The organism is Sphingobacterium anhuiense (genome assembly GCF_042686355.1).
In the GTDB taxonomy this organism is placed as follows: domain Bacteria; phylum Bacteroidota; class Bacteroidia; order Sphingobacteriales; family Sphingobacteriaceae; genus Sphingobacterium; species Sphingobacterium anhuiense.
This window is the reverse complement of sequence record NZ_JBHUPE010000005.1, coordinates 473,451-499,941: the sequence shown is the minus strand read 5'-3', so window position 1 is coordinate 499,941 and position 26,491 is coordinate 473,451. Positions and strand designations below refer to the sequence as shown.

Annotated in this window: 15 protein-coding genes; 2 read left to right on the top strand and 13 right to left on the bottom strand. The window is 38.0% G+C overall.

Annotated features, from left to right (window positions below; genetic code table 11):
* Positions 1-98: 98 nt before the first annotated feature.
* From ACFS6I_RS14050 to ACFS6I_RS14035, 4 genes are all read right to left on the bottom strand, one after another.
* Positions 99-2,999 (bottom strand): glycoside hydrolase family 2 protein, encoded by a 2,901-nt coding sequence (locus ACFS6I_RS14050; protein WP_380921537.1) that lies wholly within the window; start codon positions 2,997-2,999, stop codon positions 99-101.
* A gap of 80 nt (positions 3,000-3,079) precedes the next feature.
* On the bottom strand, positions 3,080-3,787 hold the full coding sequence (locus ACFS6I_RS14045) for an RraA family protein (protein ID WP_380921535.1): 708 nt from the start codon (positions 3,785-3,787) through the stop codon (positions 3,080-3,082).
* 32 nt (positions 3,788-3,819) lie between these two features.
* Complete coding sequence (locus ACFS6I_RS14040) at positions 3,820-5,451, bottom strand: sodium:solute symporter family transporter (RefSeq protein WP_380921533.1); 1,632 nt, start codon at positions 5,449-5,451, stop codon at positions 3,820-3,822.
* An 18-nt stretch (positions 5,452-5,469) separates the two neighbouring features.
* Positions 5,470-8,439 carry a glycoside hydrolase family 2 TIM barrel-domain containing protein gene (locus ACFS6I_RS14035; protein WP_380921531.1) on the bottom strand — a complete coding sequence of 990 codons (2,970 nt, stop codon included), beginning with the start codon at positions 8,437-8,439 and terminating at the stop codon, positions 5,470-5,472.
* Positions 8,440-8,677: 238 nt separating this feature from the next.
* On the opposite strand from ACFS6I_RS14035, the gene ACFS6I_RS14030 reads away from it, so the two are divergent.
* Together ACFS6I_RS14030 and ACFS6I_RS14025 are read left to right on the top strand one after the other, a co-directional pair.
* Positions 8,678-9,544: an AraC family transcriptional regulator gene (locus ACFS6I_RS14030; RefSeq protein WP_380921529.1), complete on the top strand. Its 867-nt coding sequence runs from the start codon at positions 8,678-8,680 to the stop codon at positions 9,542-9,544.
* Between the two features lie 130 nt (positions 9,545-9,674).
* On the top strand, positions 9,675-11,918 hold the full coding sequence (locus ACFS6I_RS14025; RefSeq protein WP_380921527.1) for a glycosyl hydrolase family 95 catalytic domain-containing protein: 2,244 nt from the start codon (positions 9,675-9,677) through the stop codon (positions 11,916-11,918).
* A gap of 180 nt (positions 11,919-12,098) precedes the next feature.
* Here ACFS6I_RS14025 and ACFS6I_RS14020 read toward each other — a convergent pair whose 3' ends face one another.
* From ACFS6I_RS14020 to ACFS6I_RS13980, 9 genes are all read right to left on the bottom strand, one after another.
* Complete coding sequence (locus ACFS6I_RS14020) at positions 12,099-14,174, bottom strand: GDSL-type esterase/lipase family protein (RefSeq protein ID WP_380921525.1); 2,076 nt, start codon at positions 14,172-14,174, stop codon at positions 12,099-12,101.
* A gap of 134 nt (positions 14,175-14,308) precedes the next feature.
* Positions 14,309-15,484 carry a DUF4998 domain-containing protein gene (locus ACFS6I_RS14015; protein WP_380921523.1) on the bottom strand — a complete coding sequence of 392 codons (1,176 nt, stop codon included), beginning with the start codon at positions 15,482-15,484 and terminating at the stop codon, positions 14,309-14,311.
* A gap of 6 nt (positions 15,485-15,490) precedes the next feature.
* On the bottom strand, positions 15,491-16,672 hold the full coding sequence (locus tag ACFS6I_RS14010) for a DUF5000 domain-containing lipoprotein (protein ID WP_380921521.1): 1,182 nt from the start codon (positions 16,670-16,672) through the stop codon (positions 15,491-15,493).
* 14 nt (positions 16,673-16,686) lie between these two features.
* Positions 16,687-18,597 (bottom strand): RagB/SusD family nutrient uptake outer membrane protein, encoded by a 1,911-nt coding sequence (locus ACFS6I_RS14005; protein WP_380921519.1) that lies wholly within the window; start codon positions 18,595-18,597, stop codon positions 16,687-16,689.
* 4 nt (positions 18,598-18,601) lie between these two features.
* Positions 18,602-22,093 carry a SusC/RagA family TonB-linked outer membrane protein gene (locus ACFS6I_RS14000; RefSeq protein WP_380921517.1) on the bottom strand — a complete coding sequence of 1,164 codons (3,492 nt, stop codon included), beginning with the start codon at positions 22,091-22,093 and terminating at the stop codon, positions 18,602-18,604.
* 98 nt (positions 22,094-22,191) lie between these two features.
* The gene (locus ACFS6I_RS13995; protein WP_380921515.1) at positions 22,192-23,310 is read right to left on the bottom strand and encodes a FecR family protein; all 1,119 of its coding nucleotides are present in this window, start codon (positions 23,308-23,310) and stop codon (positions 22,192-22,194) included.
* A gap of 152 nt (positions 23,311-23,462) precedes the next feature.
* The gene (locus ACFS6I_RS13990) at positions 23,463-23,675 is read right to left on the bottom strand and encodes a sigma-70 family RNA polymerase sigma factor (protein ID WP_380921843.1); all 213 of its coding nucleotides are present in this window, start codon (positions 23,673-23,675) and stop codon (positions 23,463-23,465) included.
* Positions 23,676-23,683: 8 nt separating this feature from the next.
* The gene (locus ACFS6I_RS13985; RefSeq protein WP_380921513.1) at positions 23,684-24,040 is read right to left on the bottom strand and encodes an RNA polymerase sigma factor; all 357 of its coding nucleotides are present in this window, start codon (positions 24,038-24,040) and stop codon (positions 23,684-23,686) included.
* Positions 24,041-24,195: 155 nt separating this feature from the next.
* Complete coding sequence (locus ACFS6I_RS13980) at positions 24,196-26,436, bottom strand: alpha-L-fucosidase (protein WP_380921511.1); 2,241 nt, start codon at positions 26,434-26,436, stop codon at positions 24,196-24,198.
* Positions 26,437-26,491: the final 55 nt, after the last annotated feature.

Here is a 26,491-nt window from a genome sequence, read left to right as displayed (position 1 = left end):
TAATTTTTAATGGTTCTAAAACGAATCCATATTTATTCATTAAGGCATAAACTTTATAAACGAAAGTTTATGCCTATTTTTCTATTTAAAGTTACGTATTAATCAATCTGTAAGATCATACTTCCTTTTATCACATCACCTTTTTTAAGCGTAATCCGACCATCTGTAAAGGGACTTCCATAAAAGGGCTCAGAACCACTGTTTGTATAATCAGCAACTAACCATTGAATATGTTCATCCTGTTTCCATGTACGGGAAGCTTGCTTGCCTGTAGCTAATAGATTCACCTGTTTACGATCAGCAGTCTTTAAAGAAGCAGTCACCACTCTAGCCTTTGTAGACCTAAAATCATTTGATCCCATCGTATTTGCATCATCCTTCCAAGCTTTCGCAACCGGCTCACCATGCGCTTCAACCTCATATACGTTGTTCGCATTTAACTTCGCTACACCATGATTTCTACCTATGTGCGTTTCGGGATAATAAGAGAAATCTCCTTTTCTAGACCATTTAAGTTCATCATAGTGTAAAGGCAGTTCTAACATTAAACCATACTGATAAACAGAAACTTCAGCAGCCTGATAATTCATTTCATAGTTTGTTTTAAACAGACCTTCTTTTGTAAAAATGAACTGTTGCTTACCTGTACCTTGTTGATACGTCAGATTCAAATCGACAACGATACTATCTTTATCATCCCGAGCCTTTACCTGTGTAGCAAACAAAGTGTACTGTTCATAATGCTTGATCGGATATATATTATTTTGATACGTCTCCCCTGCTACATTTGGTTTTCCACCATCCTCGGCATTTGCTGCGATAATCGCAACAGATGGTCCTTTGGAAAGTACTTGTTCACCAGAAGTTCTAGCAGCAGTCATTAATCCATAAGTTTTGCTGATCGTATACACAACATCTCCTTGGTTAATATAAACAAATGCAGAATCCTGTTTCAAAGCTAATGCTTTAGGTGTTCCATTTACTGTTACTGCTTTTGGCATTTCAAAAATCTCATGTTCAACCTCAAAACCACGAGCATCATTGACAATAATTTCAACCTTATTGAATACACCCGAAGCATTTGGGACAACAAGTTTACCTGCTGAACGAGCTTGCAGATTAGAAGTTACCGGAATTAATTTACCATCAACCATCACTTTTATTTCCACATCTTTTAATGAACGGAAATCATAACGATTTTCAACATCGAAGGTGATATTATTGGAATTACTTTTCAAATTAGAAATACGTACTGGAGAATAGGCTTTTTTCATCCCAAAATATTCTGGTTTTTCTCTTCTCCAGCCATCAATTGGTCCCCAAGGTCCATAACCTACAATCCGTCCATCCGGCATATGGAAAGTATCATCAATACCACTCCAAATTGCTCCGCCCAAATTCCCTTTATGAACATACATCGAGTCAAAATAAGTGACCATTGGTGCATTAAATGCATCTCTTACCCCTGGATCCGTCAATAGTTCTCTTCTATTATAATCAGATAAATGCGCGTATTCACCAAACAAAGTAGGTCTGCTCATTGTATCTGTAGCCTTTGGTCCATTAATTCCGGGATAGTGATAATTAGCAATATCAGCTTTACTACCAGCATTGTTAAAACTTCCCCAAGTTTGATCATGAAATACAGTAGGTCGGGTTTTATCCAACGCTTTTACAGTCTTGTTTACTTCAGCCCATAAATCACTCCACCTAGACTCATTACCCAATGACCAGAAGATGATCGATGGATGCTTTCTATTACTCACGACATTATCCATATTTGCACGTAACATTGTTGGCAAAAATTTCGGATCTTGATAATTCCAATGACGCCAGATAGGTGAAGCGTGGTGCTGTATCCAGTTTAAAGCCGATTCACTTTCTACATACAAGCCCAGTTCATCTGCCGCATTTAAAAACTCTTCCGAAGGTGGGTAGTGGGAAGTACGGATATAGTTGAGATTACCCGCTAAAAACACTTCAACATCTTTTCTATCCAAAATTGGATCAGATGCTCTACCCATTAACGGATGTACAGCATGACGGTTTACCCCTTTCAACTTAACCGGACGACCATTAACCAAAAGTTCATTACCTCGAATCTTAATCTCACGGAAACCAACTTTTTGTACATTCGATTGTACCACTTGAGTTCCATTCAACAATGAAGTAGTCAATTCATACAAATACGGACTTTCAGCAGTCCAATGCTTTGGCTTTGATACCCGAATATCCAGATCAAACGGTATTGTCTGATTTCCTATCGCCGATTTTTTAGCTGTTTTCTTTTCAAAAACAGTTTTACCACTTTTATCTTTTAGCGTATATTGAATAGCTAGATCTTGATTTCCGGATTTATGATTAGCCACAAGTGCTTGCAAATGAAGTTTAGCATCTTGATATTTAGGATCAAATTTAACCTCCACATCCAAATCAGCAACATGAGTCTCAGGAAGCGCAAATAAAGTCACTTTCCTCAAAATACCGCCAACCGTATGCGCTGCGTACTGGGACACACACGAAAGAATATCACTGATCGTATTGGCGCGGACCTCGACAGTCAAGACGTTGGCACCCGACTTCACGGCTTTCGTAACATCCATTTCAAAGGCGACAAAACCTCCTTCATGTTCCCCGATGTATTGCCCATTCATTTTCACCACAGCATTTGAACTGACAGCATCAAATTTAATGGCAATACGTTTACCTTTCCAAGATTCGGGAATAGAAATCTGTTTTTCATAAACCGCTTTTTCACCCGCTTTAACCTCATATCCTTGCATTTCCCATTCACCAGGAACTTTTATAGTCGCAGGTTTTCCATTTTCAACCCGAAAGGACCATAATCCATTTAATGAGATCTGCGGTTGATCGATACCTTCCACCTTCGCAGGTAAAGGAGAAAGTATTTTTATGTTAGCACTTTGCTGCGCCAGACCTAAGTGTCCAAACCCCAGTAGCAGTACAACCATTACTGCGTTAATCTTTTTTATATTCATCGGAATAACATTACATCTTGAGCACACATGCTCGGTTTATGTATAATTTAATTGTTCGTTGATGAGTAATAAGCTTCTTATTACATGATACCATAGGTATCAAAAGCTTCTTTAGCACCCATACCCTCTAAAACCTTTTTCAGAACAATTTTTTCACTACGTGCTTTTTCCAATGCCCGAGTAAAAACTTCAACCTCATGCTCCTTCGGCACTAAACAAACACCATCAATATCTCCGATTAAAATATCTCCATCTTGAATCATAATATTGTTGATGCATATTGGCACTCTCCAATCAATCACCTTGCCACGAGGAGCTTGATCCTGTGCATAATTACCCATTGAGAAACAAGGGAAATCTAGTGCTAAGATACCATTCGTATCTCTAGAATAGCCATTTACAATCGCACCAGCAGCACCCAGCATTTTTGCTCGTGCGCTCATGATTTCACCCCACAAAGCATAACTTGGTGACGAGCCACTACAAATATAGATTTCATCCTCTTTAAGATCATCCAAAGCTTCCAGCATATACCCAAAAGTTTTAGCTAGAACCGGATTTTTAGATGTTGACTCTCCCAATGAACTTACATCGGCTTCCAATACAGTCATTGCTCTCCCCACAACAAACATATCGTCACGAATGGAACGGATATTGGGTGGTAAAAACTGATGGTACATCCCCATCTTATCCATAATATCACCAATGACTGCTGTAAATAATTCTCTGCGGATCAGCGCGAATAATTCCTTATCATTGTTCCACTCTACTTGCAAATTTGTCTCCATTTTATATTTTTTATTATTGCTATTATTATTGATTACCAAAAAACGATATACAAGGCGGTCAACACGCCTATAATTAACAAACTAACCACTTTAAATAAATCCGACACCACAAACATTTCCTTCTCTAAGATCAATGCCTGCTGCTTTTTTCTTTTCTTATCAAAGACACTAATGACCGTCATCGTGATCACTGTACAGACAAAAACCACAAGAATACGATTCATAAAAGGCATCTGATCCAACCATACATTCTTAAACAAAATCGAATAAAAGAAAGTCGATAGCGCTCCACCAATAGCGGCGTTAGAAGTTGTCCATTTTGTCAAAATACCCATTAAGAAAATAGCCAGTACACCAGGTGTTATAAAGCCCGTAAATTCTTGAATAAATTGAAACCCTTGATCCAGATTACTTAATAATGGTGCTAATGCAGCTCCAATAAATAGCGAAACTACAACCGAGATTTTACCCAATTTGACTAAAAAAGACTCTTCAATCGGTTTGGTTTGCGTATTTTTATAAATATCCAGCGATACAATTGTCGCAATACTATTCACTTTGCCAGCTAATGAAGCCACAATAGCTGCCGTCAATGCGGCAAAAGCCATTCCTTTAAATCCAGTAGGCAAAATCGATAACAGTAATGGATACGCTTTATCAGGCTTAACGATATCTCCGTCCATCATACCGTTTTGAAATAGCGGATTATTCCCACTCTGATACAGATAAAATGCAGCAATACCTGGTAAAACGACAATCAAAGGCATCAGTAATTTCATAAATGCGGCAAACAACATACCCTGTTGCGCAGTGGCTAGATTTTTAGCTCCTAATGCCCGTTGTGTTATATACTGATTACAACCCCAATAAGAAAGATTCATAATCCACATACCACCTATCAGCACGGACCAGCCCGGTAGATCCATGTAAGCATCACCACCATCGGGTTTAGTCAATTGTCCTTTTTCAATAAAAAGATGAAAATGAGAAGGCACCTCTGCTTTCAATACTTTCAGGCCATTCCACCACCCTGACAATCCTTCAGCATCAGCTACCAAGCTTAGTGCAATATAAGTTGTGGTCAAGCCACCGATAATTAACAGGACTACCTGTACTACATCCGTATAACCAATGACTTTCATTCCCCCCAAGGCAATAAATCCAGCCAATATGGCCAAAATCCAGATACACCATACAAATGGAACATCCGCAATTGCATGTATTGCCAAAGCTCCCAGATATAGGATTGATGTAAGATTCACAAAAACATATACCAAGACCCAAAACACAGCCATGATCATACTCACCCGATTATCAAACCGCTTTCTCAGAAATTCGGGCATCGTATAAATCTTGTTCCTCAGATAAATAGGCAAAAAGAATACCGCGACAATGATCAAACCTAGGGCTGCCATCCATTCGTAAGAAGCAATTGCAATCCCCAGAGCAAATCCGGAACCAGACATTCCGATAAACTGTTCTGCAGATATATTAGAAGCAATGATGGACGCTCCAATCGCCCACCATGCTAATGATCCCTCTGCGAGGAAAAAATCATGACTTAAAGAGCCCGAAGTCTCCTTTTTCTTATAGATATAATATCCATATCCACCCACAAGAATGAAGTAAAGCACATAGATCAATTGATCAATCCAAGTTAACATATGTAGTTAATTTTATAATTAAAATCTTAAGGTTATAGCACCGTTACATGGAGACGCTTCTAACGTTTTACAGTAGTTCCCCCAGGCAATTTCAGGATAATCCCATTTATTATTGACAAACAGTATAACTTGCTCACCCTCCATACGGTCTATGCGACAAGCTACATCACCCTTAGGAGCTATTACAGAAACCCGGGATGACTTTCCTGAAGAAAGGGTATAATAAAACGCATGCTCTTTCATACTTTTTGCTTTATTGGTCAATGGATTTTCACTTCGAGCACCTCTATCGGACCAGTAATAATAATTATGCGTGTCTTGATCCCATCCTTGAGTCGGTTTAACACCATAATTTGCTTGTTTACTTTTATAAAGATCGACACTACCCTCATTCCCTGCGAATTCTCCTTCCGGGTAATAATTCCAATATCCATCTCTCTTCCACTTCAGATGATCCAGATCATCAGGCATATAATACTTTACTCCGATCTCCCTCAAGTACCCATTAGGCTCTCCCACAGTTCGATAAGCAGTTGTCATTTCCCCCTCTTGCTTAATGGTAATATCAAAATATACTTGTAAACCCTGATAAGATCCAGCAATAGAAATAAACGCAATTCCATCTTTTATTTCACACTTAACAGTAGTTTTCTTCCAATCTTTATCGTAAATCAAATATTTGTTCGCGCTTTTTCTAACCTCTGCACCCGTTAAATGATTCAGGTTTACATCCATATTCAAGAAAGGTCCTTTTTCGATAAACACCTTCCCATTAGTAGTTGCACCTTCAATCAACCCTGTTTCCTTCGAAATAGGTATTTCAAAATTATGTCCCTTGATGATAAAATTTTCTTTACTTTCCACAAGTTTAAGTTTCCCTTTATGTGAAGTTTCAGGCATATCGATAGGTCGTTCACCAAAATAGTATTCGTAAGTATCCACAACGCGTCCATCCTGATCAATAAAGTTTAAGCGTACTGCACTACCCTCTTTCCATTCTTCCGCCGGTAATTCAAATTGTCCTTTAGCATGGGGTTCAATGGAAGGCAAGGCAATTGTCTTCGTACGTCCTTCATAAGTATATGCTAATTTTACTTCATTCAAATTGGTGTGATCATACCGATTGTACACATCAAATAGAATTTGTTTATTAGCCGAAAACTTCTTCACGATCTTGCCCTCATTTAATATCCGAATGGGAGACTGTGCTTTCTTCGTCGACCAGAATTCAGGTTTAAGTCTTCTCCACATATCAACAATACCCCATTCTCCATATCCTACAGCATGGCCTTGATATCCCTCTGGCTTAGCAGATTTTGCAAATTCATTCCAAAATGGTGTACCTTTTTTTAAATTTTGCGGAATATTAAAAGTATCATCTACATATCCCCAGATCGCACCACCCAATCCACCTTTGGTCGGAAATAACCTTCCCCACATCATATCCATCGAGATTCCCCAAAATTCTCTAATATTCGGATCATCACGTAAGGTTTGATAAGTGTAACAAGCAGGATGTGCCCATTCATCAAACAAAGCTGGTATACCATGTCCTTCATATCCTTTGGTTGTCTTTCCAAACTGTGTCAGGTTACCATTAACATCCTGATAGTGCATACTCAATATTTCATAAATCTTCGCATCACTAGATTGCGATCCAGGATAACTCCAGATAACAGGTCTGGTTTGATCGGCATTTTTAACCAGATCCCAACTTTTTCTGAAATTACTTCCGTAGATAGATTCATTTCCAATAGACCAGATAATAACCGATGGATGTGTTCTAAAAGTATTGACCATTTCGCGACATTGGCTCAGATATTGATCCGTGTGATTGGGATCATTTTGAGTAGCACCAGGTGCATAATTCTTTTGTCTATAGGTATCAACAAAACAAACAGCTGTTTCTACTTCTACATAAATTCCATAGCGGTTACAGAATTCAACAAATCGTTCTGATGGCGGATAATGTGAAGTTCTTACAAAATTAATATGAGCATCTTTAAACAATTTAACATCCAAACTATCGTAGTAAGGTACACTAACACGGCCTAAAGTAGGATGAACATCATGACGATTAGCCCCTCTTAATTTAACAGGTTTCCCATTCACAAACATCTGGTCTTCAACAATCTTAACTTCACGAAATCCGATCGCTTTACTAAACGCATACGTATCATTACCGTCTTTTTTAATTTTAACGTCAAGACGATAAAGATTAGGATGTTCAGCATCCCATTTCAAAGGATTAGCTATTGGAAAACTATTGCTATTGTGACCTTTGTTTACCACAAATTGTTGTTCAGACTCGGGAACGAGTTTATTCTTACTATCATATAATGCATAATGAACAGTAACACCTTGCGCCTCTTCCAACGTATAATTTAATTTTAAGACAGCATCCTTAAAATGCTGATCCAAATCTGTTTCAACACCAAAATCATGTATGCTATTTACAGCGGTTGCAAATAGGGTAACATCTCTTAATATCCCTCCAATCGGATGATGTGCATACCCCGAAGCGTAAGATATATCATCCAGTTTATCTTGAACTTCCAGAAAAACTTCATTTTCCTTATCAAAATTAACATAAGGACTGATATCGGTTTCCCAGCGTGTAAATCCTCCTTTATGCGTTCTGATCACTTTACCATTAATACTTAATGTCGCTTGACTATAGACACCATCAAACCGTAAGACAATCTTTTTCCCTTTAAAATCTTTCGGAAGCGTAAACTTTCTTTTATAAAAAAATGATTTATCATGTTCTATTCCATACCCTTGCATCACGGCTTCCCCAGGTACTTGTATTGGTGCCCAATCGGATTGCTTATCAAATTGAAACTGCCACTCTCCGTTCAGAGATAGAACAGGACTTTTAACCTGATTTGTTTTTTTAGGCAACTCATATGCAAACTCCTGCCCTAAAGCACCGAGATGAAAAACAGCCAAAAACAAAAATATCATTACTAATTTCAACACCTTCATTTTAAAAATTGGTTATTATACACATCAAATATTTATTACAACTGTATATGAAGCGACCACGCGTACATAGAATTCAAAGTTATCGCTCCTGAAGACAACAAACTAAAACTTGATACACATGAAATAAAACTTTTTACACCCATCTTCATAATTTAACATGACAAAACAATCAGTATTGTTTTATTCAAAAAATTATTACTTATATTTGTTTGACAATTATTAATCATCATATCCTAATATGAAAGCACAATTTATTGAACTGTCTCCCCCTAATGAGAAGACGATCCTCATCAAGCAGGTCGATCAGGAGTTTTTAAGTAACCCCTTACATTTCCATGAGTTATGTGAACTCGTCCTAATTTTAGAGAGTTATGGAAAACGTGTCGTTGGCAATCATGTCGATAGCTTTAGTGCCGGAGATCTCGTGCTAATGGGACCAAATATCCCTCACATCTGGCGTAATGACGATATTTTTCTTAATCCCCAACATAATGAACGTGCAAGAGCAATCGTACTCTATTTTCCAGCGGATTTCTTACTACAACTTACAGATGATCAAGCAACTATTAGTGCTATGCAGCAATTCATCAAAAGATCAAAACGAGGATTAAGATTTCATGGGCAGACCTTAGAACAAGCGACCGAACTAATCAAAAGTCTAGCACAGAAAAAGAGTTTTTCTAGAATCACAGGATTTCTAAATCTTATTGAATTACTCCATCAGGCAGAAGAATGCGAAAATTTAGCCTCAGAAGGCTATAAACCTAGTTTTGGAGAACAAGAAACCAATCGTATTAATAATGTATACATTTATGTCATGCAGAATTTTCGTGAAGAAGTGTCCTTAGGGATCGCAGCAGAGTTGGTTAATATGACACCCAATGCCTTTTGTCGTTTTTTCAAACGCCATACCCAAAAATCATTCTCTAAATTTGTTAATGAAATGCGTATCGGACATGCGTGCAAATTGCTAATGAATAAACAACTGTCAATTTCTGAAATCTGCTACCAAAGTGGCTATCAAAATCTAACCAACTTCAATAAATTCTTTAAAACTATTATGAGAAAAAGTCCACGGGAATATCGTAAAGAAATGGACATGTAATTCCCTAATACAGGTATTAATACAAGTTGATAAATTATTAAAGGTTAACTTTGCATCAATAATTGATAATAAACATCCAAACAAACTTTAGTGAATTCTTTAACTTTGGCAAGAACCATTAGAGCTTTCAATGAAATCATATTTATTATCATTAATGGCGATAGCTACGCTAACCTGTCCGCTATACGCACAACCTTCTAAGCAGGACAATCTTCAATCCGAACATTTAGCAACCCGTTGGGACGAAGCCATCCCCTTAGGAAATGGTATGCTTGGCGCATTAATCTGGCAAAACGATAATACCTTAAGACTTTCTTTGGATCGTGCCGATCTATGGGACGAGCGTAAGGCATTTCAACTTGAACAACATGACTTCAAATGGGTACAGCAAAAACTCCATTCGGGGCAATATACCGAAGTACAAAAATGGGGTGACAATCCTTATGGGGATTATCCCTACCCAACCAAACTACCTGCGGCAGCCATGTCTTTTGACCTCGCTTCTTTGGGCAAAGTCGTCTCCAATGTACTGGATATAAAAACGGCAACAAACACCGTCCGCTTTGATAACGGAAACACATTTACTTGCTTTATTCATGCAGATAAACCAGTGGGTTATTTTGAGATTACAGGTCAAAATATACAAAATGCACTTCCCAAATTACTTCCACATCAATATGCGTTGGCTTCTGATAATAGTAATGAAGTGTCCGTAGTCGATGGACAAAGTCTATCGCGACTCGGCTATACACAAGGGAAGTTGACCACATCAACACACAGCCAGCTTATTCACCAGCCGACCTATGAAAATAGGTTTTATGAAGTATTATTGGAGTGGAAAGAAGTCTCGCCCAATAAGCTTATTGGTATGTGGACTGTATCCAATAATGAAAAAGCAAACTTAAATAAAGAGATTCAATCAAAAACCACCAGCAAATTTACAGAAACTCATCTCTCCTGGTGGCATGCTTACTGGAAGCAATCAGCGATAAACATACCTGATGCTTTATTACAAAGACAATACTATTTGGAAATGTATAAACTCGGTGCTGCAGCACGAAAAGGAGCTCCAGCCATTACACTTCAAGCAGTTTGGACTGCAGATAATGGTGGATTACCCCCTTGGAAAGGAGATTTTCATAATGATCTGAATACACAGCTCAGCTATTGGCCTACCTATACCGGAAATAGACTTGCTGAAGCCGAAACTTTCACAGACTGGTTATGGAAAATCAGACCTGCCAATTTAGCTTACACCAAACAGTATTTTGGTGTTGAAGGTCTTAACATTCCCGGCGTTCTGACATTAAGTGGAATCCCCATGGGCGGCTGGGTTCAATATGCCCTTTCACCAACAGTAAGCGCTTGGACCGCACACCATTTCTATATGCAATGGAAGTACAGTATGGATAAGAAATTTCTTAAGGAAAGAGCATTACCGTACATTATCGAATCGGCCACTTACCTTCGCAACATTACAGAGGTACGCAATGGAAAACGTTATCTTCCACTTAGCGCAAGTCCTGAATATAATGACAATAGCACAAATGCCTGGTTTAAAGATTGGACCAATTTTGATCTCGCTCTTGCCCATTTTCTATTTGAAGCTGCGGCAGAAGTAAGCGAAGCTAGCGGACAAGTAAACGATGCCAAAGCATGGAGAGCTGTAGGAACACAACTACCCGGTTATGCAAAAAATGAAACAGGATTAATGGTTGCGGTCGATGTACCAATGGAACATTCGCACCGTCACATGTCTCCCTATTTATCCATCTATCCACTAGGTCTTTTGGATATCAATAAAGCAGAAGATAAAGATCAGATCACAAAATCAATGCGCCATTTAGAAAAATTAGGCACTCGTGCTTGGGTTGGTTATTCCTTTAGCTGGATGGCTTGTTTACATGCCCGTGCAAAAGATGGCGATCAGGCAGTTCTTAATCTCCAAAAATTTGCAAATAACTTTTGTTCGACCAATTCCTTCCATGTCAACGGAGACCAGAAAGGTGGACAATATTCAGGTTTTACTTATCGACCATTTACATTAGAAGGCAACTTTGCATTTGCACAAGGTATCCACGAATTGCTGCTACAGAGCAAACAAGGTTATGTGGAGCTATTTCCTGCAATCCCAACAAGTTGGAAAAACATTTCTTTTACTGACCTCAGGGCAGAAGGAGGCTTTTTAATTAGCGCTTCTAAAACAAACGGTCAACTTGATAAATTGATTATTAAAGCAGAACAAACCGGTATTTTAAGATTGCGCTATGAGCAACCATTAAAATCAAAATCTAATAAAACGATCAGTAAAGAAGGAGACACGTATAATATCTCTTTAAAAGCAGACGAAAAAATAGAACTTGAAAAAATATAGTCAAATATAAAACTTCCCTAAGATGATATAAATCGAAAAATTAGTGGTAATAAGACGAAATGAGAAGAGCCCAATAAATATTGGGCTCTTCTCATTTTAAAATTAATTTTATGTCCTGTCTAATATTTTAGCGCTTGCAAGAAACTACCTAGCCACAGCGCATTACGCTTCAAAAGAAATTTATTCACCTAATACCTTTTGAATTACTTTTGACAACGCTTGCGCCCATTTCGTATAGCCTCCAGACAGATGGATCCCATCAGGGCTATAATCATCCAACGATAAATTTCCATCAGCTTTTATAAACGTATCGGATAACGGCATATAGATCCAGCCTTCATCCTTAGTCTGAAGTTCCAAAAGACGATGTATGTCCTCATATTTCTTTCGGCGTGGATCCGTTCCTTCCACTCCGACAGGTAGAGGGCCAGTTAAGATCAATTTAGAATCCTTCATATTGGCACGTATCCATTTTTTTATTTCCAGAATACCTGCTACAATTTCTTCAGCCGTATCGCCATCTAAGAAATTATTGACACCTATTGTCACTACAACAACTTTAGGAGCGGCCTCCTTATATTTACCATTGATTAACCTCCAAAGTACGTTCTGTGTTCGGTCGCCAGCTATTCCGGCACAATCCCATTTGTATGACGAAAAAACCGATTCAAATGCATTGTAACCAGGTTTATAAGGAAGATGTGCTCGTTTACCACCGATCCCCTGAGTGATCGAATTGCCGACAAATAAAATGTCTAACTCTTGTTTTCTACTATCCAGAATATGGTTAATATCATCATTTTCTCCCCACCAGCCCATATTTGGATTCCAACCAGCTCCAGCCCGATATTCCGATCCTGCTGCGGCAATAACAGCAAAGTTCAGCTTACGATCATCTGCTCTTAGCAGAAAATCTACGAGTGGCGTTGGATCAGGTAAGCTGTGAGGATGATGTCCAATAGTTGGTTTGTGTATAATTTCCAATTTTCCGCCAGCAGCAATATAAGCTTTAGCAAAAGGAAGCGTATTCTCATCCGGCGGTACTATATCATCCACATCACCGACAACATGAATCGCCGGAATTTTTAATGAACCAATTTCAGACGCACGGTCCAAGGGTGAACTTTTAAATTCAATAGCCTGCTGTTCTGTCAGCTTATAAGCCTGTTTAAAGATCTCCCAATTCTCCGGACTTCCTTTTCCCTTTCCTTTACCTCCCGGCCAACTTTTAAAATTTAGCACTGGTGCATCGGCATAAATGGCACTAACACGATCCGGATAGCGAAGAGCCCAATTGTATATATATACCCCACCTCTACTCATCCCTTCCATGATCGCTTTTTTATTCAGTCCAGATTGCTGTAGAAATCGATAAAAATTATTCCAGATCTGTAAAGATTCTTCATTACCAAAACGCTCGGAAACATCACAGTAAACAATGTGATATCCTCGTTCCAACATCGCAATATCCAATTGAGGTTCATGCCCCCAAAACCGTGCACGCCATATCCAGGGACTTCCTTTAGCAACGATTTTAGGTTTCACAACTCTCGCTTCTTTACCTTCAAAATCGAACGTTTCAGAAGAAAATCCATAAAAAGACTCACGCTTTCCATTTTGAATTTTAATTTTTGAAGATCCGATTACTGGCGTTTTTATAAGCTCATATAACCGCTTTGCAACAAGACTAGCACCGATAGACGTTAGCCTTTTCTCCTTATCCAGATAGACATCACCTCCATATAAAGCAGGAGACAAATTCAGTATTTCACAGTTGCTTTTAAAAGCAAGGTCCTGCAGTTGTGCCACTTTAGCCGATTGAATTTTAGTATCAATATCACTAGGAGTACTAAGTAATACGACTCTAGCTCCATTCTTGATTGATGAAGTGATATTTTTCAATAATTTGCTATCATCTCCTTGTGAAAAATCAACATCATGATTCAGATCAAGAATCAGAAAATCTCCTTTCTTAATATTCAGATCATCCAAATGTTTTAATACATGATTATCAATAGATATCGGAGCGTTTGTTACGACATCCATTCCATTTAAAAATACTTGATACTCTTGGCCGAACATCCCTCCCAACTGTGCCGGAAAACTATTTTTCTCAGGCATAAACATCGCAGATCCTGTCGTGAATTCCTGTCCGATACAATAAATTTTACCCTTAGATTGAGCAAAAAGTATCGCAATAGTGCTCAGCATAATAAGGATCCATTTGATACAAATAGACAATAGATTTTTAATCATCGGTTTTAGGTTTAGATATCATATAAAGATAAAAAAAATCATTACACCAAGAGAGTCCTAACAGCAAAAGTTTAGCCGGAATAAACATTCCGACTAAACTTTCAATTTGAATATAAAATTTTAGAAGTGCTCAATTAAAAGTTACGATAAAGCGTCACTTTACGAACCCGCCAATATTGATCGCCAGTCATAATTGCGATAAATCCTATTGTAACCGGACCATCATTCGGAACGGTAAAATCAAAACTTTTAAGTTCCAAACTTGTACTTCCATAAGCACCTGGCACTTGCTTATTACTATCAAAATCAGGCATCACCTGCCCGGGAACAGCCGCTATTTTCACCGTCGAACTTCCTAAACCAAATGCTCCCAATTCAACTTGTAACCTATATTCTCCTTTAGGTAACATAGTTGTTTGATACATTTTTCCATTAACAATATTAGTTGAGCCCCACCCCGACTCCATATTCAGTACCGTATTGTCATCCGTACTCCAGCCACCCATTCCGCTATGATTCTGTACCGCAGCATTCACAGTCCAGTTTAACGGATCCCGAAACCGGTTAGCTTGTTGAACAGGTAAAAAAGGTTGTTGAAAATTTTTAAGATATTGCGCAGTAATATCTTTTGTTATCTTCATAATCTCGGCCTCCTTAACATAAAAGGTATCAATAGCATTTGCTTTTGGTTTATAAGAAGATCGATATGAGACCGGAGTTCCTATCTTCCAATCTGCAATAACAATCTCATTTTGCAAGCGGTTTACATTTACTTTTTTCTGTTTATTCAAGATATCCGTATAAACAATTTCCGTTCCTACATTTCCTTCCTCAGCATTAGCAAATAAAGCTGTTAATTGATCATTTACATCAATCTTAGCGCTCAATAAAATCCTATTTAAAAGGGTTGCCTCGTAGCGCTCGCCATAGACATTGACAGAAGTCAAGGTTTTAATAGACCGATTCCCTTCCTTATCAAATGAGTATATATCAAATAAATAAGTTGCCTCCTGCAGATTTTTGATTTCTGCCTCATAAAGTTTTCCTTTAACAGGTTTAAATAGCAATTCGACAGAATCCTGATCTTTATTCCAAAAAGCAAACACTTTATGAGCAGAGTGATTAGCGGGAAGTTCCCAAGTCAATGATACTCTATTTCGACCCGAAAAACTCTTTAAAGAATCCACCTTGGTAGCATAACTGATTTCCCCCCCTTTAATAAAAGGCGCAATAGGATCGTTCATTTTTGAACAACTTATTACGATCAATAATAAGCCCGATACATACCATAATTTTATTATATTTTTCATATTTTATTATTCTTTATACTGTCCCCAAAACTGCATTTCTGATATTTGTCCTCCATCTAACCCAGACCAACTTTCTAGCATTTTGACACGGATATAGCGCACTTCTGGTGCTGATGTTAAAACACCGTACTCCTCTCCGGCACGTGCATAGGCAATATCATCATTAGTCAATTGCCCTGTTGGCAAACCTGAAGGTTTTTTAGATTCATAGGTCCCAACCAACTGCCAGCTGGACCAATCACTAGATGGATTATTAGAACCCCATATTTCAAATCGTTTTAGGTTGTAATGATTAAATATGAAACTATTACTGGACGTTCTGGGAAAATATTTAAAGCGGCTTAACTTCACTTTTTTACCCAGATCAAAAGAAACAGACATCGGCATCTTTCCATTACCTGAATGCCAAGCATCGTCTCCAAATGTATTGTTCCAAATGGCGGGTATATCACGACCTGAACCTAAAGGTGGCGTGTCATTATCATACTTAATGGCCCGGTAAAGATTCCGATCCAAAAGCAGTTCCTCAATAGGTAAAATATCTTTAACAATAGGTGCGGAAGTATTCCCAAACTTGTCTTTGATGACTACAACAAATGTGACAGGCTCTGGTTGATAACCTCTAATATTAAAAGAGATACTTTTTACCTTTGTATAAAAAGTACTAATAGGTCTTTCCATATTTGAACTTGGAACTTTTTGTGAAACTAAAATTCTGAAATCTGATTCCGACGGATTATTGACAATGATCCCCATTCCCCCAAAATCATCGATTAGTCCAATCGTATTTGCTAGAGTTATAATAGGCGGCATAGTTGGCTTTACCTCTATGACAACGGGGGTAGAGCTATTCTCACCTTTATCAAAAGCTGTCAACTCGACTTTGTATATCTTTTCTTCTCCAAAACCATCCACCACCAACGAATCATTATTCTTTGAAGATTTTGTTTCCCTGTAGACACCAGGTCTAATCTCATACCTCGCTTTAACATAAGACAAGTCTGCATCAGTGGGGACTTTATAATGTAACACAGCACGTCCCGGACCATTTTCTATTTTAACGTCATTGACCACTCCTGGACCTTTCCCATCCGATGATAGCGGTTCTGTTGTACCTAGATCTTCTTTACAACTAATAGTCCATAATATCGAACCAAGTAAGATCAATCGTAATATTTTAATTTTCATAATAGATCTTTTAATTACCATCCCAAATTTTGAACTAAATTTTTATTGACTAGTATATTATTATCCATGATCGGCCAGAAATAATCTTTTATTTCGAAGCGAGGCGTAAACAGGACTCTTTCTCTATAGAATCCTTCCATACTTTCCTGATTGATATCCCAGCCTTTAATTGTTTGGCTCATTACTTCAGGCGCAGTTTTCCATCTTCTTAAATCCCAGAATCTACTTCCTTCAAATGCCATCTCAATTAACCGCTCTTGTCTGATAATATCCCGAAGACCTTCTTTCGTCGCAGGCTTATTTGGATTAGATGAATAATTTGTCCAAGACTCCTTTACTCCTTTCAAGCCAGCGCGTGTCCGTACCTTATCCAGATATACAAGCGCATCATCACCAGGACCATTAGCTTCATTAGAGGCCTCTGCAAACATCAGATATAAATCTGCCAAACGTACATTCGGCCAGGTATATCGCTGGATACTATAATCACTTCCTTCGTACATCGTATTCAAGTAATTAACTAATTTCTTAGGCCAATAACCTGTTGCAGAAAAATTACGGATATTCGTCTTCCCAGCAGTCTCTTTAAATCTGGCTTTGACGTAATTCGTATTAACAGTTCCATCTTCATATTTTCCGAGACCATACCAGATTCCCCGATCAAATCCCATATCGGCATAAAACCGAGGTTCACGATCAAAATGCAATTGTATGGTAGATTGACCTTCTTTCACATAGTATTTATGATCAACCTCTCCCACGCGATAGGCAAATCGATCAGCGAAAGGATAAGTTTTATCTTCCTTTATCGGCACCCCATTTTTTGAATAAAACAGCTCTGTCATTTTCATAGTAGGTGAAATACACGATAAAATGCTATAATTATTGACTACACGGGCCATAGAAGCATCTTGCAATGTGGAAGTATTGCTGTTTGTCAATCCCCAGATAATTTCAGGATTCCATTTTTCCGTTATTGCCCCCTGTATTGACAATAAAGTACGTGTTTCATCTGAAAGCGTTCCTGTTCCTGCTGTGGGCAAAAAATCATAAAGCTTTGAACCACTGGCCTCTGCCGAAAGAATCGCTTCTTTGGCAGCATTCATTGCAACTGTCCACTTTTCCTTCTTTTCTACCTGATTGAATAACTGCTTTCCAGTATTATCCATAAGTGAAGCCATCTCCGTATTTCCATTAAATAATGGACTAGCGGCGAGCAACAAAACACGAGCCTTAATGGCCAATGCAATAGGTTTTGTAATTCTACCCAGATCGTTAATGGGACTTTCTACTTTATCCGGAAGATTTGGAATAGCCTTATCTAAAGTTTCCACAATATAATCCACTGTTTCATCAACTGTGGCCCGATACACTCTTACTTCTTCAGGTGTTGATGAAATAGGTAGATTCTCCTTTACCAAAACAATAGGACCATACATCCTAAATAAATAAAAGTGATAGTATGCCTTCAAAAAGTTGACTTCCGCGATCCACTGATCACGTTCAAAAGAATTAAGATCACGTGGAATAGTTATGTTTTCTAAGAAAATATTGCAATCTCGAATTCCTTGATAAAGATCTTTACCTCCATATGCCCCGTCCCAGTAATTCAATACCGGATTAGTAATCCCCATTTCTCCACGGCCGATAAGCCATGCTCTGTAATCAATAATAGCATTTTGATCAATTCCTTCATATAGCCATATTTCATCTCCACCAAGAAATGCAGGGTTTGTCGTTGGATCACCATCAACGGGTAAATAAGAATAACAGGTATACAGGTATCGTTCAGCCATTGCTTTACTTACAAAGGCATCCTGAATCGTCGCAATATTATCTGGCACCACATCCAGAAACTTTTTACAGGAACTGATCAACATCACCGATGCTATCAAAATACCTGATAATATATTTTTTGTTTTCATAAGTTTAAAAAGTTAGATTGATACCAAAATTGTAAACACGTTGAATCGGATAATTAAAAGCATTTCCACCCAACTCCACATCCCACAACTTGAACTTACTAAATGTCAACAGGTTATTTCCAAGAGCATACACCCGTAATTTTGAAATTTTAAGTTTAGAAAGCCAATGGTCAGGAAGCGTATATCCTAATTCAATCTGTTTTAATCTCAGAAAAGAACCATCCCGCATAAACCAAGTACTCTGCTGGGCATTGTTATTGTTCACTGCAGAACTTAGTCTTGGCCATAAAGCATACAAATTTTTATTCTCTTCAGACCAATGGTCGTCGGCATATGCTTTCAGGAATGCCCGTTGGTCGCCGATAAATGGACTTGTTGCATCGTAGTTTATCCAAAAAGACCTTCTCCCTAATCCAGAGAAAAAGGATGAAAAGTCGAGACCTTTGTATCCCATTGAAAAACCAAAACCGACGGTTATTTCTGGGGAAGTCGGGAAACCAAGGGGAACGCGATCTGCATCTGTGATACGGCCATCTCTATTGATATCCCGAAATTTAATATCTCCGGGCATATATTCTCCATACGTTTGCAACGGAGAATTACGGATATCCTCTTCATCTATAAACAGACGTTCTGCAATCAGACCATACGCTTGACTAAGCGGATTACCGATAACACTGCGATATTCCTCTCCTTTTGAAAATTCAGGTTCTTCGTAGACCAAGTAGCGATTAGTCGCGTAAGTAAAATTTGCACGCAATCCTAACCAATAACCCGAAGAAAAACCCTTATTATAATCTATAGAAGCCTCAAAAGCCTCAGATTTGGCCTTACCTACATTTGCCCTCACTGGAGCTGCCAACCCCATCGTACTTGGAATAAATGCCCGATCCATCAATATATTTGTACGATGGTCGGTTGAATAATCCGCAACAATTGTAAAATCTTTAATATTCAGATCCATACCAAGGTTCAAGCGTCTTGATTTCTCCCATGTAATCAAAATATTATCATATCGATTAATCGATACACCTGGCCGGTTTCGTGTAAAATTTTCCCCAAATGTGTAACTCATCCCGCTATTATTCAAGTTAACATCTGATAAATAGAAAAAACGGTCTCCAGGACCACCAATAGCATCATTACCGATAAAACCATAGGTAGCACGAAGTTTAAATTGTTTGACAATATCAGACATGGAGTTCCAGAAATTTTCATTTGAGATATTCCATGCTACCCCTGCGGAAGGGAAAAAGCCATAGCGGCTATCTTTATGAAAACGTTCAGAACCATTGAGTCCAAAATTGAACTCAACCATATAACGGCTATCATAACCGTAACTTGCCCTACCCGAAACCCCTAAATTACGATACGGCAAAGAGGTTTGTAATGTAGTGGTGTTTCCTGTTGATTCTATACTATTTCTTAAAATACCAACCAACAAAGCACTTACCGAATGCTTATCGGCAAATACTTGATCATAATTTAGCGCCAGCTCTCCGTATGAAGAAGTCGCCACTTCTTTAGGAGATTGTCCGTAATCAAGCGTATTACTGCCTGTAAGTTCATTCAATTGAATGAGATTATAAACACCGTTCATCAAACTCCCCTCATCCAGCATGTAGTAGTAAGGATTGTATTTTCTACTAATAGAAAAATACGAACGTCGTTGTGTACTCGCCATAAATCTTAACTTTAACCCTTGTAGCAAAATCTCAGACAAATCTTGTTTTAACTCCAATTGTGAAAGCATCAAGGACCTTGAATAATCCTGGTACCCTCTCACCATTTCTGCATACGGATTGTTGTAAAAACCAGCACCTTCACTTGATTGATAGTTTCCAAACAAAATATGCTCAGTAAATTCATTTGCCTCATCTGGCTTATAGTATGCCGGAAAACGAACCGGATTGGTATTAACAATGCTGGAATATACAGCACTTCCTCCGTTCAATGGACCATTATAATCGTCAAAATTGCCATACATCCTGACAGCCAGATCTGTCGAAGATGTTAATTTCATATCCACATTTGATCGCAGCGAGTACGAATTCAATTTGATATTATTATTAAAATTATTACGCTTATCAACATTTAAAATACCGTTATCCGTATTCATCGATCCGGTGACAAAATAAGAAGCCACCTTTCCGCCCCCTCTTATACTCATATTGGCTTTGGTATTGGTTGTACTTTTCTTGAGCAACATACCCATCCAGTCATTGGCCGGATAGAGATTAGGATCCATTCCCGCAATTGTTGCATCGATCTTACTTTGAAAGTAAGGCGTTACAGCCTCGGGACTACGATTTATCGCCGCCTCATTAGCCTTAATCATGTACGTAATAGGATCGGCTAATTCTAAATTTCTGGTAGGTGCAGATGTATTACGATCGAGTTGAAAGTTTAAGATTGCCTTTCCTTCTCGACCTCTCTTCGTCGTTACTAATATCACTCCATTAGCACCTCGAGCACCATACACTGCGGCAGACGTAGCATCTTTCAAAATCGAAAAACTTTCAATATCATTTGGCTGTAAGCGCGCTAAATCGGTAGAATTCAGCTCTAGACCATCAATCAGTATTAATGGTTCTGTCTTATATCCAAAACTTGCTGCACCACGGATAAAAAACTGCGCATTATCCTGCCCTGGTTCACCCGATGTTTGATAAGCAATCATACCTGCTACCCGCCCCTGCAAAGCTGTCGTCAGATTACTCGATGAAGTCTTTAGTTCTTTAGGGCTGATCGTCGTCACAGCTCCCACCAAACTCTCCTTTTTTTGAGTTCCAAATCCAACGACCACAACTTCTTCGATCCCTTGATTCTCAGAAACTAAAACTACATTAAGAATTGTATTGACCACATTCGGCACCTCTTGTGGCCTGTACCCCACAGAACGAAAAATAAGTGTTTCTCCCTTATTAATATCTAGAATATAACGTCCATTTTGATCCGTGGTTGTCCCCGTTCCAGACCTACCTTTTACCGTGACAGATACACTTGATATAGAAGTTCCCAAAGAATCCTTCACCGTCCCAGACACCGCTATTTTCTCTTGCTGACTTAGAGGTGCTGCAATTTGTATAGGAGTATAATTTACTTTGGTCACAGCACTCATCTTTCGGACTTCTTCTTTTTTTTCGATGATGATAATCGCTTTTTTCTCCATAATATATTGAAGATCCAGCGGAAATAACACCTGTTGTAAAGCCTCTTCCAACGGAGTATTTACTAATTTTACATTTTTGAGCACTTTCCCCTTTAACAGGTTTCCTTTCGCGATTATATTATAATTGGTCTTTGATTTAACGACTTTTAAAAAGTCTGTTAAAGAAACATTTGATTTGGAATATGAAATAGTCTGACTAAATGTATTTGCATTTACATGTAAGACCATTAGGAATACGAACGTAAATACAAGCTTCAGTTTTTTCCACCTACATACTCCCGGATACTTTTCAAAGCACCGATAGCAGTTCTCTACATTATTCATTATCTTTGGTTAGATTTAAAATTAACTAGTACGTTTTAATTGGTTATTTTTATCAATTAGCTAGAGAGTTGCCCCTCTCTAGCTTCATAATAAGTAGATCATTTTATCACCATCACCCTCCTTCCTTTAATTTCAAATTTTGCACTTTGTGTCTTTTGCAGCGCAAGCAGATTTTCTTCCAATTTTTCAGACTTAGACAATGTTCCCCAGATTTCTACTGACCGCAATTCAGCATCAGCAAATTCAAATTCAACATCATACCATCTGGAAAGAGCCTCCGTAACGTCCTCCAGACGAGCTTGGTTAAACATGAATTCTCCATTTTTCCAGGCAAGAACTTCATTCACATCAAAATCTTGCACTCGGACATTATTTCCAGATCTTACTGACTGTTGACCAGGAGCTAATACAATACCTCTTTCCTCACGACGTACTGGCGCAACCTGTACACTTCCCTCAGTAAGCGAAGTAATTGATTTTTGCCCCGACCGGTAAGCATAGACATTGAATTTAGTTCCGAGTACTTTAATTTTTTCGTTGGGTGTTTCCACAATAAAAGGTTTATTGTGGAGGTGTTTTACTTCAAAGTATGCTTCACCTTGCAATTTTACGTAACGCTGATGTTTGGAAAAAGCAACATTAAATTCCAATTTTGAATCGGCATTCATCCACACCATAGTTCCATCCGGGAGATGGATTTTATATTCACCGCCTTTTGGTGTAATGACTGTCGACACTTCATTATTGGATTGATTCGTATTGCCTTCCAAAAAGACGATAGAACCATCTTTCTCTTTGGTGTAAACAAGATCACCTACCTGGCGCTGTTCACCTACTTGTAGATCATCAAAAGTGTGTTCATTTCCTTTAGCATCTTTTATAACTGCCTGTTTGTTTTCTACATGCGCATGTTCGTTTCCGTTATTAAAAGAGAGATATACCCAATAACCAATAATTAGCATTGCCAAAACAGCGGCACAACTTGAGATAATTCGAATAAAATTGATTTGTTTAGGTGGATTATTCTTTTCCTTTATGATGGTATACAGCTTGCGCCCGAGATCCTGCAATTCCTGTTCTGATAATTCAGTTACTTCATTATCATTATAGGAAGAATACCACTGGTCGAGTTCGATCAGTTCTTCTTCAGAAATAGTTTTATCTAGAACTTTTTTTGAAAGTTCTTGAATTCGGTTTAAGGATAATTGGTCCTTCATATGATTGGGTACTTAGGCTTATTATACTACCTACCAATCGTAAAGACCTTATCCCCTACTCCAAAATATTATTTTTTAAAAAAATCTAATACATCTAAGAATTTACGAGAGTTTGCAAACATAAATTTTGCACTCTTGATCTAAAAATAACTTTAAATATTTAAGAATATCAATAGTGCTTTCAATGCACCGCTTGTACCTAAAACGGTACGAATGCGCTTTCGTGCTTTCAACAATTGCGTTTCTACTGTTTTCTCAGAAATTTCCAGCTCCGTCGCTATTTCTTTTTGCGTATACCCACTTTCTACCCGTAGCCGGAAAATAAGTTGACATTTTTCAGGTAACACACATACTGTTCTTTCAATGATTTCACTTAGAAATTTAGCGTCAAGTTCTTCCTCAATCGTAAAATCAAATGGTTCCTATATTTTGAAAGCCAATCTAAATAGTTCTCCCGATGTTTACTCCGTGCATAATAATTTATAATTTCATACTTTACAGCTTTTGCCAAATAGGGCTGAAATGAGTCTAAGATCTGAACACTAGTTCTTCTTCGCCATAGATTAAAAAAAATAGTCTGAACGATCTCTTCTGCAATTTCATTGTCTCGCGTACGATTTTTTGCAACTAAATAAATACTAGCCCAATATCTATTATAGACTTCAGTATATGCCTTTTCAGAGCCTTCATTAATCAATTGGCAAAGCGAATAGTCACTAATATCTTTCATTGGAATAAATTTTAAAGCAGTAAGTTGTCAACCTACTTAGGCAGATTTCATATTAAGTCAAATTGGACTATCAAATTATAAAAAAAACCAATAAATATCAAGCGTACAATTGATATTTATTGGTTTTTCAAACATAGACATTAAATGTAAATCGGTTATTCAATAAAATCCAGTTCAGCTACAGTAAGAAGTTTTCCTCCTCCAGTTATTTCTGTCGATTCAACTGTGATGTATCGTGCTTGGATATTTTTAGAAAATCGATGTGTGCGCTTTGTCGGATCATTAATTAGATTCCCAAATTCAAATCGTTCAGCATCACTCCAGTTTTTTCCGTCATTACTAACTTTTATCACACCTTTAGCCATCATCCCTTTTCCGTTTTCTTTTTGTGGTGTATAACTAAATGCTGTTAAACTATACTGCTGTCCAAGATCTATCGAAATATGTTGTACAACGCCATTTTCATTTGTTTGCCAATACGTTTTTGGGTCTGCATCTAATGCCAACTTCGCACCATGCTTATCAACCTCACTGCTATTATCGATAATTTTCCACTGCTTTTTAGCAATACCAATTGTTTCTTCTGCCACCGCACCGACCAATTTATCAGTACTGATTGCTACAGCTTTTACCTGTCCGCCTTTTACAGCGATCGGCTGCGTATACACAGGCGACTGTGCTGTAGGCTGACTGCCATCTAACGTGTAGTGTATTTTAAAATTGGTGTTTAGATTTTTAAGAATATCCTCACCATGGGGTTTCCATCCAAATTCACTCTTCAAAGGAACAATAGCAACCATACCATCTACACTACGATTAAAGACCAATTGCGGAGGTCTTCCAGGAGCATAATGTGCGGTAACATTACTGATAATAGGGGTTGCTCGACTCTCCAATATGCGAATACGGAATTTATCCGACGTCACTTCAGGGAAACGAAGAATACGTTTATATCCCACATTAGTCGCATGCGCAATCTCTTTCCATTGACCATCAATCCAAGCATCTACAGCATGCTTTTCAATACGCTCTCCATTTGTACTTACAGCTTCTTGAATAACAAAGCGATTTATTTTCACCGGTTTTACTGTTGTATAGATCAGTTCTGGATTTTTATCCGACAACACGCTAAAAGATTCCATATTGTCATCCAATGTTTCCTTGCTTCCTTTTGCTCCACGTAAAAGATTCTGACCATAAGTTTCTTTAATACGGCTTCCTACTTCATGCAGCACCTTAACGTCTTCAGGTGAAAATTTTCCATCTCTATTTGGTGGAATATTCAGAAGAAACGTAGAGTTACCGCCGACCGATCGTTCATAAATATCAAAAACGTCATCTGTACTTCTGACTTTCTGATGCGTATCGTCTCTGTAAAACCATCCTTCTCGAATCGAAGTATTTGTCTCGGCCTGTTGGTAATGTAGGTATTTAGCCTTTAAAACCTTCTCCCGACTCCCCAAATCTTCATCAGTAAGATCAAGAAAATTCTGAAGTCCTGCAGGATCGTCGTTATATGGAATTACATTCCACTCTGTACTTCTCGTGTTTCCAGATTCATTCCCACACCATCTGATATCTTCTTTTCCAAAAATGACGGCCTCCGGAGCCAACTTTTTAATCAGTTCACGCCAAGCATCGTAATTGTATTTTTGTCCACCCTTTGTTTTCGGATGTGCACCATCAAACCAAACCTCGTGTACCGGACCGTATTCCGTCAGTAATTCAAACAGTTGATTTAAGAAATATTCGTTGTAATCGTCTACCTTAAAATTGAACTTTGTTTTATTTTTAAATGGTCTTCCTGCCACTTCACGAGGAATCGTACGTTGTGTATATTCGCTTAAATTACCATAAAGCCCATCAGCACTTTCAATTTGAAAAAGATCTGCTGGAGATAAATAGACCCCCAGTTTTAAGCCATACTTCTTACAGGAAGCTGTTAAGTCTTTCAAAATATCACCTTTTCCCTCTCTGAATCCTGTAGACATAATGCCATGTTTTGTATACCTACTCTGCCAAAGAACAAAACCATCATGATGTTTTACTGTTAAGATTACTTTCTTCATACCAGCTGCCTTCATTGCCTCACACCATTGGTCAGTATCTAGATTTTTAAGATCAAAGATCTTCGGGTCCTCCAAACCATTTCCCCATTCCATTTTAGTAAATGTATTGGGTCCTATATGGATAAAAGCAATAAATTCATTTTTTAAAGCCTGGTATTGATTTGCTGTAGGCACAACATGAACGGCTTTCCTTAATATATCTTCGGGATTATCTGTACTCTTAATTTCGTACGTATTCTTAACAGGTATTTTCTTACTATTCACTTGTGCATGACCATATATAGAGACAAGTCCTAACATAGATGTCAATAGGATAGATTTATTCATGATTTTAATAATTTGATTAACACAGTTATTTAAATTTTGAATAATAGTACTGAGC

Excerpts from the sequence above, each read along its gene's own strand:
- ACFS6I_RS14010 (WP_380921521.1), bottom strand. The coding sequence starts at position 16,672 with ATGAAAATTAAAATATTACGATTGATCTTACTTGGTTCGATATTATGG.
- ACFS6I_RS14040 (WP_380921533.1), bottom strand. The coding sequence starts at position 5,451 with ATGTTAACTTGGATTGATCAATTGATCTATGTGCTTTACTTCATTCTT.
- ACFS6I_RS14015 (WP_380921523.1), bottom strand. The coding sequence starts at position 15,484 with ATGAAAAATATAATAAAATTATGGTATGTATCGGGCTTATTATTGATC.
- ACFS6I_RS13985 (WP_380921513.1), bottom strand. The coding sequence starts at position 24,040 with ATGAAAGATATTAGTGACTATTCGCTTTGCCAATTGATTAATGAAGGC.
- ACFS6I_RS14000 (WP_380921517.1), bottom strand. The coding sequence starts at position 22,093 with ATGAATAATGTAGAGAACTGCTATCGGTGCTTTGAAAAGTATCCGGGA.
- ACFS6I_RS14020 (WP_380921525.1), bottom strand. The coding sequence starts at position 14,174 with ATGATTAAAAATCTATTGTCTATTTGTATCAAATGGATCCTTATTATG.
- ACFS6I_RS14050 (WP_380921537.1), bottom strand. The coding sequence starts at position 2,999 with ATGAATATAAAAAAGATTAACGCAGTAATGGTTGTACTGCTACTGGGG.
- ACFS6I_RS14035 (WP_380921531.1), bottom strand. The coding sequence starts at position 8,439 with ATGAAGGTGTTGAAATTAGTAATGATATTTTTGTTTTTGGCTGTTTTT.
- ACFS6I_RS13980 (WP_380921511.1), bottom strand. The coding sequence starts at position 26,436 with ATGAATAAATCTATCCTATTGACATCTATGTTAGGACTTGTCTCTATA.
- ACFS6I_RS14030 (WP_380921529.1), top strand. The coding sequence starts at position 8,678 with ATGAAAGCACAATTTATTGAACTGTCTCCCCCTAATGAGAAGACGATC.
- ACFS6I_RS14045 (WP_380921535.1), bottom strand. The coding sequence starts at position 3,787 with ATGGAGACAAATTTGCAAGTAGAGTGGAACAATGATAAGGAATTATTC.
- ACFS6I_RS13995 (WP_380921515.1), bottom strand. The coding sequence starts at position 23,310 with ATGAAGGACCAATTATCCTTAAACCGAATTCAAGAACTTTCAAAAAAA.
- ACFS6I_RS14005 (WP_380921519.1), bottom strand. The coding sequence starts at position 18,597 with ATGAAAACAAAAAATATATTATCAGGTATTTTGATAGCATCGGTGATG.
- ACFS6I_RS14025 (WP_380921527.1), top strand. The coding sequence starts at position 9,675 with ATGAAATCATATTTATTATCATTAATGGCGATAGCTACGCTAACCTGT.